Source organism: Nitratireductor sp. B36 (genome assembly GCF_020833685.1).
Lineage (GTDB): Bacteria > Pseudomonadota > Alphaproteobacteria > Rhizobiales > Rhizobiaceae > Nitratireductor.
The window spans coordinates 1-17,047 of record NZ_JACKZY010000006.1 but is presented as its reverse complement, the minus strand read 5'-3'; the positions used below and the strand labels follow the sequence as shown (position 1 = coordinate 17,047).

Annotated in this window: 12 protein-coding genes, 1 tRNA gene and 2 pseudogenes; 1 reads left to right on the top strand and 14 read right to left on the bottom strand. The window is 59.2% G+C overall.

The annotated features are described in order from the left end of the window. The 4 genes and pseudogenes from H7H48_RS20030 to rpsL all read right to left on the bottom strand — a co-directional run. Window positions 1-77, bottom strand: a pseudogene (locus H7H48_RS20030) (elongation factor Tu); the annotation flags it as partial. Window positions 78-152: 75 nt separating this feature from the next. Beyond that, complete coding sequence (gene fusA / locus H7H48_RS20025) at window positions 153-2,243, bottom strand: elongation factor G (RefSeq protein WP_229450911.1); 2,091 nt, start codon at window positions 2,241-2,243, stop codon at window positions 153-155. Window positions 2,244-2,270: 27 nt separating this feature from the next. Beyond that, window positions 2,271-2,741, bottom strand: coding sequence for a 30S ribosomal protein S7 (gene rpsG / locus H7H48_RS20020; protein WP_229450910.1), 471 nt, complete (start codon window positions 2,739-2,741; stop codon window positions 2,271-2,273). Window positions 2,742-2,801: 60 nt separating this feature from the next. Next, window positions 2,802-3,173: a 30S ribosomal protein S12 gene (gene rpsL, locus H7H48_RS20015; RefSeq protein ID WP_007010616.1), complete on the bottom strand. Its 372-nt coding sequence runs from the start codon at window positions 3,171-3,173 to the stop codon at window positions 2,802-2,804. Between the two features lie 464 nt (window positions 3,174-3,637). Here rpsL and H7H48_RS20010 point away from each other — a divergent pair, with 464 nt between their 5' ends. Then, window positions 3,638-3,919, top strand: coding sequence for a transcriptional regulator (locus tag H7H48_RS20010; RefSeq protein ID WP_229450909.1), 282 nt, complete (start codon window positions 3,638-3,640; stop codon window positions 3,917-3,919). A gap of 116 nt (window positions 3,920-4,035) precedes the next feature. On the opposite strand, the gene rpoC is transcribed toward H7H48_RS20010, so the two are convergent. The 10 genes and pseudogenes from rpoC to H7H48_RS19960 form a co-directional block, all read right to left on the bottom strand. Further along, entirely contained in the window at window positions 4,036-8,235 is a 4,200-nt protein-coding gene (gene rpoC, locus H7H48_RS20005) for a DNA-directed RNA polymerase subunit beta' (RefSeq protein ID WP_229450908.1), read from the bottom strand. A 150-nt stretch (window positions 8,236-8,385) separates the two neighbouring features. Continuing rightward, window positions 8,386-12,525 (bottom strand): DNA-directed RNA polymerase subunit beta, encoded by a 4,140-nt coding sequence (gene rpoB / locus H7H48_RS20000; protein ID WP_229450907.1) that lies wholly within the window; start codon window positions 12,523-12,525, stop codon window positions 8,386-8,388. Between the two features lie 181 nt (window positions 12,526-12,706). Next, window positions 12,707-13,084, bottom strand: a complete 378-nt coding sequence (rplL, locus tag H7H48_RS19995; protein WP_229450906.1) for a 50S ribosomal protein L7/L12 — start codon at window positions 13,082-13,084, stop codon at window positions 12,707-12,709. Between the two features lie 51 nt (window positions 13,085-13,135). Next, the gene (gene rplJ, locus H7H48_RS19990) at window positions 13,136-13,654 is read right to left on the bottom strand and encodes a 50S ribosomal protein L10 (protein WP_229450905.1); all 519 of its coding nucleotides are present in this window, start codon (window positions 13,652-13,654) and stop codon (window positions 13,136-13,138) included. 344 nt (window positions 13,655-13,998) lie between these two features. Continuing rightward, entirely contained in the window at window positions 13,999-14,703 is a 705-nt protein-coding gene (rplA, locus tag H7H48_RS19985) for a 50S ribosomal protein L1 (RefSeq protein WP_229450904.1), read from the bottom strand. Window positions 14,704-14,707: 4 nt separating this feature from the next. After that, window positions 14,708-15,136 (bottom strand): 50S ribosomal protein L11, encoded by a 429-nt coding sequence (gene rplK, locus H7H48_RS19980; protein WP_229450903.1) that lies wholly within the window; start codon window positions 15,134-15,136, stop codon window positions 14,708-14,710. Window positions 15,137-15,272: 136 nt separating this feature from the next. Beyond that, a complete protein-coding gene (nusG, locus tag H7H48_RS19975; protein WP_229450902.1) occupies window positions 15,273-15,800 on the bottom strand; it encodes a transcription termination/antitermination protein NusG in 528 nt (175 codons plus the stop codon). Between the two features lie 29 nt (window positions 15,801-15,829). Continuing rightward, a complete protein-coding gene (gene secE / locus H7H48_RS19970; RefSeq protein ID WP_007010606.1) occupies window positions 15,830-16,033 on the bottom strand; it encodes a preprotein translocase subunit SecE in 204 nt (67 codons plus the stop codon). 297 nt (window positions 16,034-16,330) lie between these two features. Next, a tRNA-Trp gene (locus tag H7H48_RS19965) sits at window positions 16,331-16,406 on the bottom strand. A 562-nt stretch (window positions 16,407-16,968) separates the two neighbouring features. After that, window positions 16,969-17,047: pseudogene (locus tag H7H48_RS19960) on the bottom strand (elongation factor Tu); the annotation flags it as partial.

Here is a 17,047-nt window from a genome sequence, read left to right as displayed (position 1 = left end):
GTCTTGCCGTGGTCAACGTGACCAATCGTGCCGATGTTCACATGCGGCTTCGTACGCTCAAATTTACCTTTGGCCATGTGAGCTCTCCATTCCTTGTGCCCGTTCGGGCTCTTTCAACTCTCGATAATCCGTAACAAACGTGTCTGAGCGGATTACGCGTATTTCTTCTGGATCTCCTGCGCCACCGCGCTGGGAACCGGCTCGTAGTGATCGAACTGCATCGTGTACTGGGCGCGGCCCTGAGACATCGAACGCAGTGTGTCGACGTATTTGAACATGTTGGCCAGCGGCACCATGGCGTTGATCACCGTGGCAATGCCGCGTGCTTCCTGGCCCTGAATCTGGCCACGACGCCCGTTCAGGTCACCGATGATGCTGCCCACATACTCTTCCGGCGTCACGACTTCGACCTTCATGATCGGCTCGAGAAGCTGTGCACCAGCCTTCTGTGCGCCTTCGCGGAATGCTGCGCGAGCAGCGATTTCGAAGGCCAGAACCGACGAGTCGACATCGTGATAGGCACCGTCGATAAGCGTTGCTTTCACGCCAAGCATCGGGAAGCCTGCAACCGGACCGGAAGAAAGAACGCTCTCGATGCCCTTCTGGACGCCGGGAATGTATTCTTTCGGAACAGAACCGCCGACGATCTTGGATTCGAATTCGAATTCCTCGCTCTCGGTGTTCGGCGCGAACACAATCTTGACGCGGGCGAACTGGCCGGAACCACCGGACTGCTTCTTGTGCGTGTAGTCGACTTCCGCTTCGCGGGTGATCGTCTCACGGTAAGCAACCTGCGGTGCACCAACATTGGCCTCGACCTTGAACTCGCGCTTCAGGCGATCGACGATGATGTCGAGGTGAAGCTCGCCCATGCCGGCAATGATGGTCTGACCGGATTCTTCGTCGGATTTGACGCGGAAGGACGGATCCTCGGCAGCAAGGCGGTTGAGCGCGAGGCCCATCTTTTCCTGGTCGCCCTTGGTCTTCGGTTCGATCGCGATCTGGATCACCGGATCCGGGAACTCCATACGTTCCAGAATGACCGGCTTCGTGGGATCGCAAAGCGTATCGCCCGTCGTGGTTTCCTTGAGGCCGGCCAGAGCAACAATGTCGCCTGCATAAGCCACTTCCAGGTCGGAGCGGGAGTTCGAGTGCATCTGCAGCATGCGGCCGATGCGCTCACGCTTGTCCTTCACCGTGTTGGCGAGCGAGGCACCCTTGTTCAGCACACCCGAATAGATGCGGCAGAAGGTGAGCGAGCCAACGAAGGGGTCGTTCATGATCTTGAAGGCCAGCATGGAAAGCGGCTCTTCATCCGAAGACTTGCGCGCGATTTCGCTTTCCGTCTTCGGATCGATGCCCTTGATCGAGGGAACATCGAGCGGCGACGGCAGGAAGTCGACAACGGCGTCGAGCAGCGGCTGCACGCCCTTGTTCTTGAAGGCAGAGCCACAGAACATCGGGAAGAACTTGACCTCGATCGTGCCCTTGCGGATCAGCTTACGGATCTCGTCATTCGAAGGCATTTCACCTTCGAGATAACGCTCCATCGCAGCCTCATCCATTTCAACGGCGGCTTCGATGAGCATCTCGCGATATTCTTCCGCCTTCTCCTGAAGATCGGCCGGAATATCAACGACGTCCCAGGCAGCGCCAAGATTCTCGGACTGCCAGACAAGCGCCTTCATTTCGATCAGGTCGACAACGCCGGCGAAGTCGTTCTCAGCACCGATCGGCAGCTGCATAACAACAGCCTGCGCACCAAGACGGGTCTTGACCATCTCGGCCGAACGATAGAAGTCGGCTCCGATCTTGTCCATCTTGTTACAGAAGATCATGCGCGGAACGCGGTACTTGTCAGCCTGGCGCCAAACGGTTTCCGTCTGGGGCTCAACACCGGCGTTGGCATCGAGCAGAGCAACCGCACCATCGAGAACGCGCAGCGAACGCTCGACTTCAATGGTGAAGTCGACGTGCCCGGGCGTGTCAATGATGTTAAAGCGGCGCTTCTTGCCATCACGGCCTTCCCAGAAGGTGGTCGTGGCAGCAGACGTGATCGTGATCCCGCGCTCCTGCTCCTGCTCCATCCAGTCCATCGTCGCAGCGCCGTCGTGCACTTCGCCGATCTTGTGAGACTTGCCGGTATAGAAAAGAATGCGCTCGGTCGTCGTCGTCTTGCCGGCGTCGATATGCGCCATGATACCGAAATTGCGGTAGTCTTCGAGCTTATATTCGCGGGACATCGTCGTGTACCTCTTCGATCCGTAAGGCTACCAGCGGTAGTGCGAGAACGCGCGGTTGGCTTCCGCCATCTTGTGCGTGTCTTCGCGCTTCTTGACGGCAGTGCCGCGATTGTTGGCTGCATCGAGCAACTCGCCAGACAGGCGATCGACCATGGTCGTCTCGTTGCGCTTGCGTGCCGCAGAAATCAGCCAGCGAATGGCCAGCGCCTGACGACGCTCCGGACGAACATCGACCGGCACCTGGTAGGTTGCACCACCAACACGGCGGGAACGAACCTCGACGTGCGGAGCGACATTCTCCAGCGCCTGATGGAAAACACCAACAGGCTCCTGCTTCAGCTTCTCTTCCACCTGCTCGAACGCACCGTAAACGATACGCTCCGCAGCGGACTTCTTGCCATCAAGCATGATGGCGTTCATGAATTTCGTAACAACCGTGTCACCGAATTTCGGATCGGGGTTGATCTCTCGCTTTTCTGCGCGATGGCGTCGGGACATGTTTTTCGTCTCTTACCTTCGAAGGCCCGGCTCAAAAACAAAGCGCCGAAGCCGGGAAACCTACTTCGGACGCTTGGCGCCGTATTTCGAACGACGCTGCTTGCGGTTCTTCACACCCTGGGTGTCGAGCACGCCACGGATAATGTGGTAGCGCACACCCGGAAGGTCCTTCACGCGGCCGCCGCGGATCATCACCACGGAGTGCTCCTGAAGATTATGCCCCTCACCCGGGATATAACCGATGACCTCAAACCCGTTGGCGAGGCGGATCTTTGCCACCTTGCGCATAGCCGAGTTCGGCTTCTTCGGCGTCGTTGTGTAAACGCGCGTACATACGCCCCGCTTCTGCGGGTTGGCCTGCATGGCCGGAACCTTATTGCGCTTAACCGGCGCAATGCGCGGCTTGCGGATCAACTGGTTAACGGTAGGCATCAAACCTTCCCTTGTTACAATTCCGTGTCTCAAGCCCGAGGGCCGCTTCAAGAACAGTCTGCGTTCATGCATAAATCCGGGCCGCAAACCGCATTAACGGTCTTGCCCGGACATACAGCAGAGGAAGCGTTTCCGCTTCATGCGCCGCAAATTCTGTCGCTCGCAAAAACGAACCCTGTTTGAGACCTGATCCAGGGCGTGTCGCCCCGAAAGAAAAAGCCTCACATCGGCTCGGACGAAGCGGGTATTACTCGTATGTCGGTTAACCGTCAACCCCACCTGCGCAATTATATGGCGCATGGGCCTGCTTCGAGCCACTTGTTGGCCGTTAAGACAGAATATTACCCAAACAGACGTCTTTTCGAAGCGAAACCACGCGTCTCCTCTGTCATTTTCAGAGGGTCCATGCGAAAAAACGAGCCCTAACAGGGGCATTCGCTGACCTGCAAGAATCAGGAAAGACAATGAACGAATCTGAAGAGCGCGCAGTCACCATCATCACCGGTCGGGTCTGGCGTGAAAAAGGCGAGGAAAGCGAGGGCGTGCATATCATGCTGCTTGCTCCAGATGACGACACGGCAGTGCGGCTGGCCCTGGAGGCCCTGGCACGGGAAGGCTACGCAGAAGCCGAACTTGATCGGATCGGAGATATGGAAGGTGAGCCGGACGAGGAGCCCCATCTTTCCGCCTGGCAGGGTGCACTTGAAGGCGAAATCGCCATCGTTACGTTTGACGAGCCGGTCTGAGACGCCTGCATTGGCTCCATAGCTTATCCACTGCGGTTCTCACCGATCATCATGCATTACAAAAAAGGCCGCCGGATCACCCCGACGGCCTTTTTCAGTTGTTTCTAACGCGAGCCTTACTCGGCGGCGCTCGTCGTCATGTCCGCGATCATGGGATCGGCGGTTTCCGCGCCGGAGCTCTTGCGCCGTTCGTCCAGGATCAGATCATCGCGTGAGCGCGCGATCCGACGAACCTGGCTCATGGCGCCACCCGTACCGGCCGGGATAAGGCGTCCGACAATGACGTTCTCCTTGAGGCCCTGCAGCGTGTCGATCTTGCCGGCGACAGCCGCCTCGGTCAGCACACGCGTGGTCTCCTGGAAGGAGGCCGCGGAGATGAAGGACGGAGTCTGCAGCGAAGCCTTGGTAATGCCCAGAAGGACCGGCTGGCCCTCGGCCGGCTTCTTGCCCTCTTCGACCAGACGCTCGTTGATCTCCTCGAACTCGACCGAGTCGACATGGTCGCCCGGAATGTAGGTCGAGTCGCCCTGTGCCGTGATCTCGATCTTCTGCAGCATCTGGCGAACGATCACCTCGATGTGCTTGTCGTTGATCAACACGCCCTGCAACCGGTAAACTTCCTGGATCTCGTTGACCAGGTAGGAAGCCAGCGCCTCCACACCCTTGATTGCCAGGATGTCGTGCGGTGCCGGGTTGCCGTCGAGGATGAAATCACCCTTCTCGATCTGGTCGCCGTCCTGAAGATGGAACGGCTTACCCTTGGGAATAAGATATTCCGCGGGCTCCAGCGTCGAGTCATGCGGCTCGATGACGATGCGGCGCTTGTTCTTGTAGTCGCGACCGAAGCGGATCGTGCCATCGATCTCGGCGATGATGGCGTGATCCTTCGGACGACGAGCCTCGAACAGTTCCGCAACGCGCGGCAGACCACCGGTGATGTCCTTGGTGCGCGCGCTCTCGGTCGGAATACGAGCAATCACGTCACCCGGCTTGACCTTCGAACCCGGCTCCACGGAGAGAACCGTTTCGACCGACAGCAGGAATCGTGCATCGCCGCCGCGGGCAAGCTTGGCCACCTTGCCCTTGGCGTCCAGAACCGTCAGCGCCGGCTTCAGGTCGGTACCGCGCGGCGTCGAGCGCCAATCGATGACTTCGCGCTTGGTGATACCGGTCGACTCGTCGGCCGTTTCCTGAACCGACACACCGTCGACCAGATCCTCGAACGCGACGGTGCCTTCCACCTCGGTCAGCATCGGACGCGTATAAGGATCCCACTCGGCAATACGCTGACCGCGCTTCACCTTGTCGCCCTCGTCGATGAAGAGACGCGAGCCGTAGGTCAGGCGGTGGCTTGCACGCTCCTCACCGTTCTCATCAAGGATAAGAACCGCCATATTGCGGCCCATCACGATGAGATCGCCTTCCGAGTTGCGCACCACATTGCGGTTGCGGATCTTGACCGTACCTTCGAAGGAAGCTTCCAGGAACGACTGGTCAACCACCTGCGCCGTACCGCCCATGTGGAAGGTACGCATGGTGAGCTGGGTGCCCGGTTCACCGATGGACTGGGCGGCGATAACGCCGACCGCCTCACCGATATTGACCGGCGTACCGCGTGCCAGGTCACGGCCATAGCAGACCGCACAAACACCGTTGCGCACCTCACAGGTGAGCGCCGAGCGAATGCGAACAGTCTGGATACCAGCCTTTTCGATCGCCTCGACATCACGCTCGTCGATCAGACGCCCTGCCGAAACGATGACCTCGTCCGTGGCCGGGTTGATGATGTCATCAAGCGCCGTACGGCCCAGCACACGCTGACCGATGGAAGCGACCACCTGACCGGCATCCACGATCGGCTGCATGGTCAGGCCCTTGTCGGTGCCGCAATCCGGTACGGTGACGATGCAGTCCTGCGCAACGTCAACCAGACGACGGGTCAGGTAGCCCGAGTTTGCCGTCTTCAGAGCCGTGTCGGCCAGCCCCTTACGGGCACCGTGGGTGGAGTTGAAGTACTCCATCACGGTCAGGCCTTCCTTGAAGTTCGAGATGATCGGCGTCTCGATGATGGAGCCGTCCGGACGGGCCATCAGGCCACGCATGCCGGCAAGCTGACGCATCTGCGCCGGCGAACCACGGGCACCGGAATGCGACATCATATAGACCGAATTCATCGGCTTCTGGCGACCGTCTTCGTTGAACTCGACCGCCTTAATGCGCTTCATCATCTCGTCGGCGACCTTCTCCGAGCACTTGGCCCAGGCATCGACGACCTTGTTGTACTTCTCGCCCTGCGTGATCAGGCCGTCATTGTACTGCTGCTCATATTCCTTGGCGAGCGCCTCGGTCTCGGCAACCAGCTTCTCCTTGGTATCAGGGATAACCATGTCATCCTTGCCGAAGGAGATGCCAGCACGACAGGCGTGGCTGAAGCCAAGCTGCATCACCCGGTCACAGAAGATCACTGTCTCTTTCTGCCCGCAGTGACGATAGACCGTATCGATCATCTTGGAGATGTTCTTCTTGGTCAGTTCCTGATTGCAGATGTCGAAAGGCACATTGTGATTCTTCGGCAGAAGCTCGCCCACAATCATACGGCCAGGCGTTGTCTCGTGGATCTGCGACACAGGATTGCCTTCCGCGTCGACGGTCTTGAACCGGCCCTTGATCTTGGTGTGCAGCGTAACGACCTTGTTCTCCAGCGCATGGTGCAATTCGCCCATGTCGGCAAAGACCATGCCCTCGCCCGGCTCGTTCTGGTTCATGATGGACAGGTAGTAGAGTCCGAGAACCATGTCCTGCGACGGCACGATGATCGGTGCGCCGGAGGCCGGGTGCAGGATGTTGTTGGTCGACATCATGAGCACGCGTGCTTCAAGCTGTGCTTCCAGCGAAAGCGGCACATGCACGGCCATCTGGTCGCCGTCGAAGTCGGCGTTGAAGGCTGTACACACCAGCGGGTGAAGCTGGATCGCCTTGCCTTCGATCAGCACGGGTTCGAACGCCTGAATGCCCAGACGGTGCAGCGTCGGGGCGCGGTTCAGAAGAACAGGATGCTCGCGGATAACCTCGTCGAGGATATCCCAGACCTCCGGCTTTTCTTTCTCGACCAGCTTCTTCGCCTGCTTGACGGTGGACGAGTAGCCTTTTGCGTCAAGACGGGCGTAGATGAACGGCTTGAACAACTCGAGCGCCATCTTCTTCGGCAGGCCGCACTGGTGCAGCTTGAGCTCGGGACCGGTCACGATCACCGAACGGCCCGAATAGTCGACGCGCTTGCCGAGCAGGTTCTGGCGGAAGCGGCCCTGCTTGCCCTTCAGCATGTCGGAAAGCGACTTCAGCGGGCGCTTGTTGGCACCGGTGATCACACGTCCGCGACGGCCATTGTCGAACAATGCGTCGACGGCCTCCTGAAGCATGCGCTTCTCGTTGCGGATAATGATACCCGGAGCACGCAGCTCGATAAGGCGCTTCAGACGATTGTTGCGGTTGATCACACGGCGGTAAAGGTCGTTGAGATCGGACGTCGCGAAGCGACCGCCATCCAGCGGAACCAGCGGGCGCAGGTCCGGCGGGATGACCGGGACGATCTTCATGATCATCCATTCAGGGCGATTACCGGACTCGAGGAAATTCTCGACCACCTTGAGCCGCTTCAAGAGCTTCTTCTGCTTCAGCTCAGACGTGGTAGACGCCAGTTCCGAACGCAGGTCGCCGGCAATCTTGTCGAGATCCATCGATTCCAGAAGGTGATGGATCGCCTCGGCACCGATCATGGCCGTGAACTGGTCCTCGCCATACTCGTCGACCGCGATCAGATACTCTTCTTCCGAGAGAAGCTGATTTTCCTTAAGCGCAGTAAGGCCCGGCTCGGTCACGATGTAGTTCTCGAAATAGAGAACCCGCTCGATATCCTTCAGGGTCATGTCGAGCAGCGTGCCGATACGCGAAGGCAGCGACTTCAGGAACCAGATGTGAGCGACGGGAGCGGCCAGCTCGATGTGGCCCATACGCTCACGGCGCACCCGCGACAGCGTGACTTCAACGCCGCACTTCTCACAGATGACGCCCTTGTACTTCATGCGCTTGTATTTGCCGCAGAGGCACTCGTAGTCCTTAATGGGACCGAAGATGCGCGCGCAGAAAAGACCGTCACGCTCGGGCTTGAACGTACGGTAGTTGATGGTCTCGGGCTTTTTGATCTCGCCATACGACCAGGACAGGATCTTCTCTGGGCTGGCCAGAGAAATCCTGATCGAGTCGAAAGTCTGTGCCGGCGCCTGAGGGTTGAAAAGATTCATGACCTCTTGGTTCATGCCGATCTCCTTTTCGGGACGCCTTGTCCCTTTTAAACTTCGGTGAAGACTGCCGCCGCGTGTCCCACCGGTTCAAATGCTTGGCCGCTAAGCTGCCTTGCGAACGACGATTGCGTGTCGCGAGAGTGACCCCGCGACACGCGATAACGCTTATTCCGCAGCGTCCGGCAGCTGCTCGGTCTCGGTTGCGTCAATGCGGGAGTTTTCAAGCTCCACATTGAGGCCAAGAGAGCGCATTTCCTTGACGAGAACGTTGAAGCTCTCAGGAATGCCTGCCTCGAACGTGTCGTCGCCGCGCACGATGGCTTCATAGACCTTGGTACGGCCAGCCACGTCATCCGACTTCACAGTCAGCATTTCCTGCAGCGTGTAGGCAGCGCCATAGGCCTCGAGTGCCCAGACCTCCATCTCGCCGAAGCGCTGACCGCCGAACTGCGCCTTACCGCCCAGCGGCTGCTGGGTAACGAGCGAGTACGGCCCGATCGAACGGGCGTGGATCTTGTCGTCCACAAGGTGGTGCAGCTTCAGCATGTAGATGTAGCCGACGGTCACCTGACGGTCGAACGGCTCACCCGTGCGTCCATCGTAAAGCGTGACCTGGCCACTGGTCTGCATGCCAGCCTGCGCCAGCATGTCGTTGACGTCCGCCTCGTGTGCACCGTCGAAGACCGGCGTGGCGATGGACACGCCCCGACGCATCTGCTCGCCCAGACGAATGATGCTCTCATCGTCATATTGACGCACTGGCTCATTTCGATCGTTGTCCGGAATGATCGCCTCGATTGTCTGGCGCAGCGGCTTGATGTCTCCGCTCTCCTTGTAGCTGTCGATCAGCTCACCGATCTGCTTGCCCATACCGGCGCAGGCCCAGCCCAGATGCGTCTCCAGAATCTGACCGACATTCATGCGGCTCGGCACACCCAGCGGGTTGAGCACGATGTCCACATGCTGACCATCCTCCAGGAACGGCATGTCTTCCACCGGAACGATGCGCGACACGACACCCTTGTTTCCGTGACGGCCGGCCATCTTGTCGCCGGGCTGCATCTTGCGCTTCACGGCAACAAAGACCTTGACCATCTTCATGACGCCCGGAGGCATCTCGTCGCCGCGCTGCACCTTCTCGACCTTGTCCATGAAACGCTGCTCGAGCGCCTTCTTGGACTCGTCATACTGGGCACGCATGGCTTCAAGTGCTTCCTGAAGCTTCTCGTCCTCGACGGCAAACTGCCACCACTGCGACCGCGGATACTCGTCCAGAACCTCGGCAGAAAGGGTCGTTCCCTTCTTGAAGCCCTTGGGGCCCGCAATCGCCTGCTTGCCTTCGAGCATCTCAGCAAGGCGCGCATAGACGTTGCGGTCGAGGATCGACTGCTCGTCATCACGGTCCTTGGCGAGACGTTCGATTTCCTCGCGCTCGATGGCCATCGCGCGCTCGTCTTTTTCAACGCCGTGGCGGTTGAAGACGCGCACTTCAACGACGGTACCATACGTGCCGGGCGGCATGCGCATGGAGGTGTCGCGAACATCCGAAGCCTTCTCACCGAAGATGGCGCGCAGAAGCTTCTCTTCCGGCGTCATCGGGCTTTCACCCTTCGGTGTGATCTTGCCGACCAGGATGTCGCCTGGCTGAACTTCGGCCCCGATATAGGTAATACCGGCTTCGTCGAGGTTTTTCAGCGCTTCTTCCGAAACGTTCGGAATGTCACGCGTGATCTCTTCCGGTCCAAGCTTCGTGTCACGCGCCATCACCTCGAATTCCTCGATGTGAATGGAGGTGAAAACGTCATCGCGAACGATGCGCTCGGACAGAAGGATGGAGTCCTCGTAGTTGTAGCCGTTCCAGGGCATGAACGCGACGAGCACGTTCCGGCCAAGCGCCAGATCACCAAGATCGGTGGAAGGACCGTCCGCAATGATATCGCCCTTGTTGACCCGGTCGCCGACGCGCACCAGCGGACGCTGGTTGACGCAGGTGTTCTGGTTGGAACGCTGGAACTTCATCAGGCGGTAGATGTCGACACCCGAACGCGATGCGTCCACGTCTTCCGTTGCACGGATAACGATACGAGTCGCATCCACCTGATCAACGACACCGGTGCGGCGAGCAGCGATCGCTGCGCCGGAATCGCGTGCCACAATCGGCTCCATGCCGGTGCCGACAAACGGCGCTTCAGCCCGCACCAGAGGCACGGCCTGACGCTGCATGTTCGAGCCCATCAGAGCGCGGTTGGCGTCATCGTTTTCCAGGAACGGGATGAGCGCTGCCGCAACCGAAACAAGCTGCTTCGGCGACACGTCCATCAGGTCGACGTTTTCACGCGGCGCCATCATCACTTCGCCCGCGTGGCGACAGATGACGAACTCGTCCGTGAAGCTGCCATCCTCTCCGATGGAGGCATTGGCCTGGGCAACATAGTGCTTGGCCTCTTCCATCGCGGAGAGATAGACCACGTCCTGCGTAACCTTGCCGTCCACGATCTTGCGGTACGGGCTTTCGATGAAGCCATACTTGTTGACGCGGGCAAAGGTGGCCAGCGAGTTGATGAGACCGATATTCGGGCCTTCCGGCGTCTCGATCGGGCAAATCCGGCCATAGTGGGTCGGGTGCACGTCGCGGACTTCGAAGCCAGCGCGCTCACGCGTCAGACCGCCCGGTCCAAGCGCCGAAAGGCGGCGCTTGTGGGTGATCTCGGAGAGCGGGTTGGTCTGGTCCATGAACTGCGAGAGCTGCGAGGAACCGAAGAACTCGCGCACGGCGGCAGCCGCCGGCTTGGCGTTGATCAGGTCCTGCGGCATGACCGTATCGATCTCGATCGAGGACATACGCTCCTTGATCGCGCGCTCCATGCGCAGCAGACCGACGCGGTACTGGTTTTCCATCAGCTCGCCGACAGAACGCACACGGCGGTTGCCGAGATTGTCGATGTCGTCAATCTCGCCCTTGCCGTCGCGCAGCTCGACCAGCGTCTTGACCACGGCAACAATGTCTTCCTTGCGCAGAACGCGCACGGTGTCTTCCGCGTCCAGTTCGAGACGCATGTTCATCTTGACGCGGCCAACGGCCGAAAGGTCGTAGCGCTCGGCATCGAAGAACAACGAGTGGAACATCGCCTCCGCCGTCTCAAGCGTGGGCGGCTCGCCCGGGCGCATGACGCGGTAGATGTCAAAAAGCGCATCCTGACGCGACTCGTTCTTGTCGGCAGCCAGCGTGTTGCGGATGTAGCCACCCACATTGACGTGGTCGATGTCGAGGAAATGCACTTCGGTCGCGCCCGTCTCGAGCAGAACCTTCAGCGTCTTCTCATCGATCTCGTCACCAGCCTCAAGGAAGATCTCGCCCGTTTCCGGGTTGACGATGTCCTCGGCCAGATAGTTGCCCAAAAGATCGTCTTCAGTGGCACGGATGGCCTTCAGGCCCTTCTCGGCAAGCTGCTTCGCCTGGCGTGCCGTGATCTTCTTGCCAGCCTCAACGACCACCTCGCCGCTGTCGGCGTCGATCAGGTCCGTTGTGGCTTTCAGGCCCTTGAAACGCTCAACCGTATAGGGAACGCGCCAGTTTTCACCATCGCGCACATAGGTAAGCTGATCATAGAAGGTCGACAGGATCTCTTCAGCGTCCATGCCAAGCGCCATAAGAAGCGACGTCGCAGGCAGTTTGCGGCGGCGGTCGATACGCGCATGGACGATGTCCTTGGCATCGAACTCGATGTCGAGCCAGGAGCCACGATAGGGAATGACACGTGCGGCAAACAGAAGTTTGCCGGACGAATGGGACTTGCCCTTGTCGTGATCGAAGAACACGCCCGGCGAGCGGTGCATCTGCGAAACGATTACGCGCTCGGTGCCATTGACGATGAAGGTACCGTTCGACGTCATGAGCGGCATATCGCCCATGTAGACGTCCTGCTCCTTGATGTCCTTGATAGACTTCGCGCCGGTGTCCTCATCGACGTCAAACACGATCAGGCGCAACGTCACCTTGAGCGGCGCAGCGAAGGTGAGATCGCGCTGCCGGCATTCGTCAACATCGAATTTGGGATCCTCGAATTCGTATTTCACGAATTCAAGCATCGCCGTCCCGGCGAAGTCCGAAATCGGGAACACCGATTTGAACACCGCCTGCAGCCCCTCGTCAGGACGCCCGCCCTCGGGCTCCTCGACCATCAGGAACTGGTCATAGGATGCCTTCTGAACCTCGATAAGGTTCGGCATCTCCGCAACTTCCGGAATCTTTCCGAAGAATTTGCGTACCCGCCTGCGACCATTAAACGTTTGGGTCTCGGCCATCGTCGCTCCTTGCCCTGCCTGGCTTGCATGCACCACGTGAACCGCCGTTCCGGCGGTCAATCCAAACGGATAAAAACCCGTTTCCTGAAAGCCGCGAGCGGCCCACAGGAAAGAGGTTTGGATTCCGTCTTCAGTGTTCCGGCCCGCACGGATCGAAAATCCCTGCGGGCCGGACGCCGAATTACTTCAGCTCGACTTTGGCGCCAGCGCCTTCGAGCTGCTCTTTGATCTTCTCGGCTTCGTCCTTGGACACGCCTTCCTTGATCGCCTTCGGGGCGGACTCAACGAGGTCCTTGGCTTCCTTCAGGCCGAGACCCGTAATGCCGCGAACTTCCTTGATGACGTTGATCTTCTGAGCGCCTGCATCGGCGAGAACGACGTCGAACTCGGTCTTCTCTTCAGCAGCTTCGCCACCGGCAGCACCGCCTGCAGCAGCAGCAACAGCCACCGGCGCAGCAGCGGAGACGCCCCACTTCTCTTCAAGCATCTTCGAAAGCTCAGCCGCCTCGAGGACGGTCAGGCTCGACAGGTCTTCAACGATCTTAGCAAGATCAGCCATTGTACATTTCCTTTTGTGTTCGAACTGTGTTGTTGGTCTTGAGGACCGGCATCACGCCGCCTCGTCCTTCTTGGAATAGGCGCCGAAGACGCGCGCGAGCTGACCCGCGGGCGCGTTGACAACCTGTGCGATCCGGGTAGCCGGCGTCGAAATCATGCCGACCAGCTTTGCCCTGAGCTCGTCCAGCGACGGCAGCGAGGCGAGTGCCTTCACACCGTCGGCGTCGAGCGCGGTCTCACCCATGGCACCGCCGAGAATGACAAGCTTGTCATTGCCCTTGGCGAAGTCATTGGCGACCCTAGGAGCGACAACCGGATCGTCCGAATAGGCAATCAGGGTCTGGCCTTCGAAAAGGGCCTGAATGCTCTCGGACGGGGTTCCCTGAAGGGCGATTTTGGCGAGACGGTTTTTCGCAACCTTGACTGTGCCACCTGCCCCGCGCATTTTCGAACGAAGATCGTTCATCTGTGCGACGGTCAGACCGGCATAGTGGGCCACGACGACCGAACCGGTGTTGCTGAACACCTGATTCAGATCCGCGACGAATTCGCGTTTTTCCGCTCTGTCCACTGCCTTCTCCATTTGACGGAAAGTCCCGAAAGACACATCCGCCGGTTTGCCTTTTGCCGCAGGGCATCCGCAAACTCGGATCACCCAAGCGACGCTCGAGGATCCTGTCCCCTTTCGCCAACCGGAACTCCGGCATCGGACAAAAGGCCAACACGGTTCGAACCTTCAAACGGGGCAAGCCCCGGTCTCCGGTCCCACCCGTCTCATGCAGACCCCGAAAAGGGATTAAGGCGAACCGCCTGCAATCTCGGACAGGATGTTCCGGAAGTTTCCTTCCGGCTTCCACACCCCAGGGTGCGGAAAGTCTTTGGGAAAGGCGCCGGAGCGCCCTCCCCGAAATCTCATCAGGACGCAGCCGTGAGGCTCGCCACATCAATGCGCAGGCCAGGGCCCATGGTCGAGGTGATGGCAACCTTCTTGAGGTAGTTGCCCTTCGCACCAGCCGGCTTCGCTTTGATCACCGCATCGGCAAAAGCACGTACGTTCTCAGCAATCGCCTTGGCATCGAAAGACGCCTTGCCAACGCCAGCATGCACAATACCGGCCTTCTCGACGCGGAACTCGACGGCGCCGCCCTTGGAAGCCTTGACAGCGGCCGTAACGTCCGGCGTCACGGTGCCGACCTTCGGGTTCGGCATGAGGCCGCGCGGGCCAAGCACCTTACCCAGTCGACCGACCAGCGGCATCATGTCCGGTGTCGCGATACAGCGATCGAAGTCGATCTCGCCCTTCTGGACGATCTCCACCAGATCCTCGGCACCGACGATGTCTGCACCGGCGGCCTTCGCCTCGTCCGCCTTGTCGCCCTTGGCGAACACAGCGACGCGAACCGTGCGGCCCGTGCCGTTCGGCAGATTGACAACGCCGCGAACCATCTGGTCAGCATGGCGCGGATCAACGCCGAGATTCATCGCGATCTCGATGGTCTCATCGAACTTGGCGGTCGCGCGATCCTTCAGGAGCGCCACGGCCTCATCGAGAGCGTATTCCTTGTCACGATCAATACCTTCACGGGCCTTTGCCACGCGCTTGGAAAGTTTCGTCGCCATATCGTCAGCCCTCCACTTCCAGGCCCATGGAACGCGCAGAGCCCTCGACCATGCGCATGGCCGCATCGACGTCGTTCGCGTTCAGGTCTTTCATCTTGGCTTCAGCGATCTCACGCACCTTGGCACGCGAAATCTTGCCAGCCACCGACTTGCCCGGCTCCTTGGAACCCGACTTCAGGTTGATCGCCTTCTTGAGGAAGTAGCTCACCGGCGGCGTCTTCATCGTGAAGGTGAAGGACTTGTCCTGGTAGTAGGTCACGACGACCGGAATCGGCGAACCCTTCTCCATCTCCTGGGTCTGCGCGTTGAATGCTTTGCAGAACTCCATGATGTTGATGCCACGCTGACCAAGCGCAGGACCAATCGGGGGCGACGGCGTCGCCGAACCCGCGGGAACCTGAAGCTTGAGCAGGCCTGCAACTTTCTTAGCCATATCTCATCTGCCTTGTCGTTCACGCCGACCATCCCGCAAAGGATCGGCCGGCATTGCAGTTTGGTGGTCCGGAAATCAGCAGCCGGCTAAGCCACCCTTCCCTTCCACCGACGAAGCCCCGTGAGGAGCAACACGGTCAGCCCTTTTCGACCTGACCGAATTCCAGATCGACGGGCACCGCCCGTCCAAAAATCGAAACTTCGACCTTGAGCCGCGAACGTTCCTCGTCGACTTCCTGAACGGAACCGTTGAAGGAAGCAAAGGGCCCGTCAGCGACGCGCACCTGCTCGCCGATCTCGAAGGTGACCGAGGGCTTGGGACGCTCAACGCCCTCCTGAACCTGCGTCAGAATGCGCTCAGCCTCCGCCTCGGTGATCGGCACCGGCTTGGAATCGCCAAGAAAGCCAGTCACTTTCGGCGTGTTCTTGATCATCGAAAAGACGGCATCAGTGAGCTGCGCCTTGACGAGAACGTAACCGGGGAAAAACTTGCGCTCCGCGTCGACCTTGCGGCCACGGCGCACTTCCACCACCTTCTCGGTCGGAACAACGACCTGCTCGATCTTGCCGGTCAATCCCTTCTGGCGGGCCTGCTCCTCGATGGATTCAGCAACCTTCTTCTCAAAGTTGGAATAGGCGTGGACGATGTACCAACGCGCAGTCATTTCAATCGCACTCCGTCAATCGTCCAGTGTCAGGCGCCAATGCCAAGGATAAGCTCGATGCCATAGGCCATGAGCTGATCGGCAGCGAAGAAGAAGATGGCCGCCAGCGTGGCGAATGCGATGACCATCACCGTAGAGATCAAGGTCTCACGCCGCGAGGGCCACGTCACTTTCGCGGTTTCGGACCGAACCTGCTGAAGAAACGTGAAAGGATTCGTGGTTTTCGACGCCATATGCCGCTCTTGGTTCTGAAGCCTGGCAAGCCAGGTTATTTATTGTTCCCGATCCGATCGGGAGAGATGCAAGAGACCGGCAAAGCCTGCCCCAAGCCACGGAGAAACATGAAAACCGAATCGATTCTCATACTCCACCCATACGACAAAGGCGCGTAAAGCCGCTTTCCCGGCTCCACGCACCGCGTGTCTGTTTGATCTACATAGAACCGAAGTCCGATTCTTGCAAGCCCCCACGCAAGATTGTGGCGACGAGTTGCCCCGAGGGCGATCTGAACCGGATCTCCAATGCTATGTTGGCAGGGGCAGAGGGGCTCGAACCCCCGACCTGCGGTTTTGGAGACCGCCGCTCTACCAACTGAGCTATACCCCTATCGGCGCCCTTATTGCCCAAACGCATTTTCAGTTCAAGAAGTAGTTTGCCTTCATTCGCCGAAAACCTCACTTTTTTCGCGGACTTTTCAACGCGCAGCTTTTGTTTGCTCCCGTGCCTGGGGCGTTTTCAAAGATACAACGTTTTTCAGGCGGTGTGCCGCATTTGCGGTGGAGGTTTTTGAAACTGACGCACTTGCCATCCGGCGCGCGATATCCGGGACCGCCCTTGCAGCCGCACCCTTTGCACGGCGGACGTTCGGGACAGTTTCGCGCCGCCGAGGCCTGCGGCATCCCCGCAATCACGAAAACGATCAACAGGCCAAGAAGCACTCTCGCCATTGTCCCTCACCCTTCAGACCCCTCACCCTTCAGGCACAAAAAACGAGGCGCTGTCTCCAGCGCCCCGCCTGAAAATTATAGGTGTCGCCATCGTCATTTGTGACAATGGCTCCTGCCTGATCACTCCGTGATCGATGCGACGATGCCGGCACCGGGCCAAAACGCGCTCGCGCCCGTTTTGGTATTGGCTGCGTCGGTCGCTTTCGGCAACGCCGCTTCGATCACTCAGTGATCGATGCGACGATGCCGGCACCGACGGTGCGGCCGCCTTCACGGATAGCGAAGCGCAGCTTCTCTTCC

What these genes read in the sequence shown, in the direction of transcription:
- rplK (WP_229450903.1), bottom strand. Translation starts at nt 15,136, where the DNA reads ATGGCTAAGAAAGTTGCAGGCCTGCTCAAGCTTCAGGTTCCCGCGGGT.
- rpsG (WP_229450910.1), bottom strand. Translation starts at nt 2,741, where the DNA reads ATGTCCCGACGCCATCGCGCAGAAAAGCGAGAGATCAACCCCGATCCG.
- rplA (WP_229450904.1), bottom strand. Translation starts at nt 14,703, where the DNA reads ATGGCGACGAAACTTTCCAAGCGCGTGGCAAAGGCCCGTGAAGGTATT.
- rpoB (WP_229450907.1), bottom strand. Translation starts at nt 12,525, where the DNA reads ATGGCCGAGACCCAAACGTTTAATGGTCGCAGGCGGGTACGCAAATTC.
- secE (WP_007010606.1), bottom strand. Translation starts at nt 16,033, where the DNA reads ATGGCGTCGAAAACCACGAATCCTTTCACGTTTCTTCAGCAGGTTCGG.
- fusA (WP_229450911.1), bottom strand. Translation starts at nt 2,243, where the DNA reads ATGTCCCGCGAATATAAGCTCGAAGACTACCGCAATTTCGGTATCATG.
- rplL (WP_229450906.1), bottom strand. Translation starts at nt 13,084, where the DNA reads ATGGCTGATCTTGCTAAGATCGTTGAAGACCTGTCGAGCCTGACCGTC.
- rpsL (WP_007010616.1), bottom strand. Translation starts at nt 3,173, where the DNA reads ATGCCTACCGTTAACCAGTTGATCCGCAAGCCGCGCATTGCGCCGGTT.
- nusG (WP_229450902.1), bottom strand. Translation starts at nt 15,800, where the DNA reads ATGACTGCGCGTTGGTACATCGTCCACGCCTATTCCAACTTTGAGAAG.
- rpoC (WP_229450908.1), bottom strand. Translation starts at nt 8,235, where the DNA reads ATGAACCAAGAGGTCATGAATCTTTTCAACCCTCAGGCGCCGGCACAG.
- H7H48_RS20010 (WP_229450909.1), top strand. Translation starts at nt 3,638, where the DNA reads ATGAACGAATCTGAAGAGCGCGCAGTCACCATCATCACCGGTCGGGTC.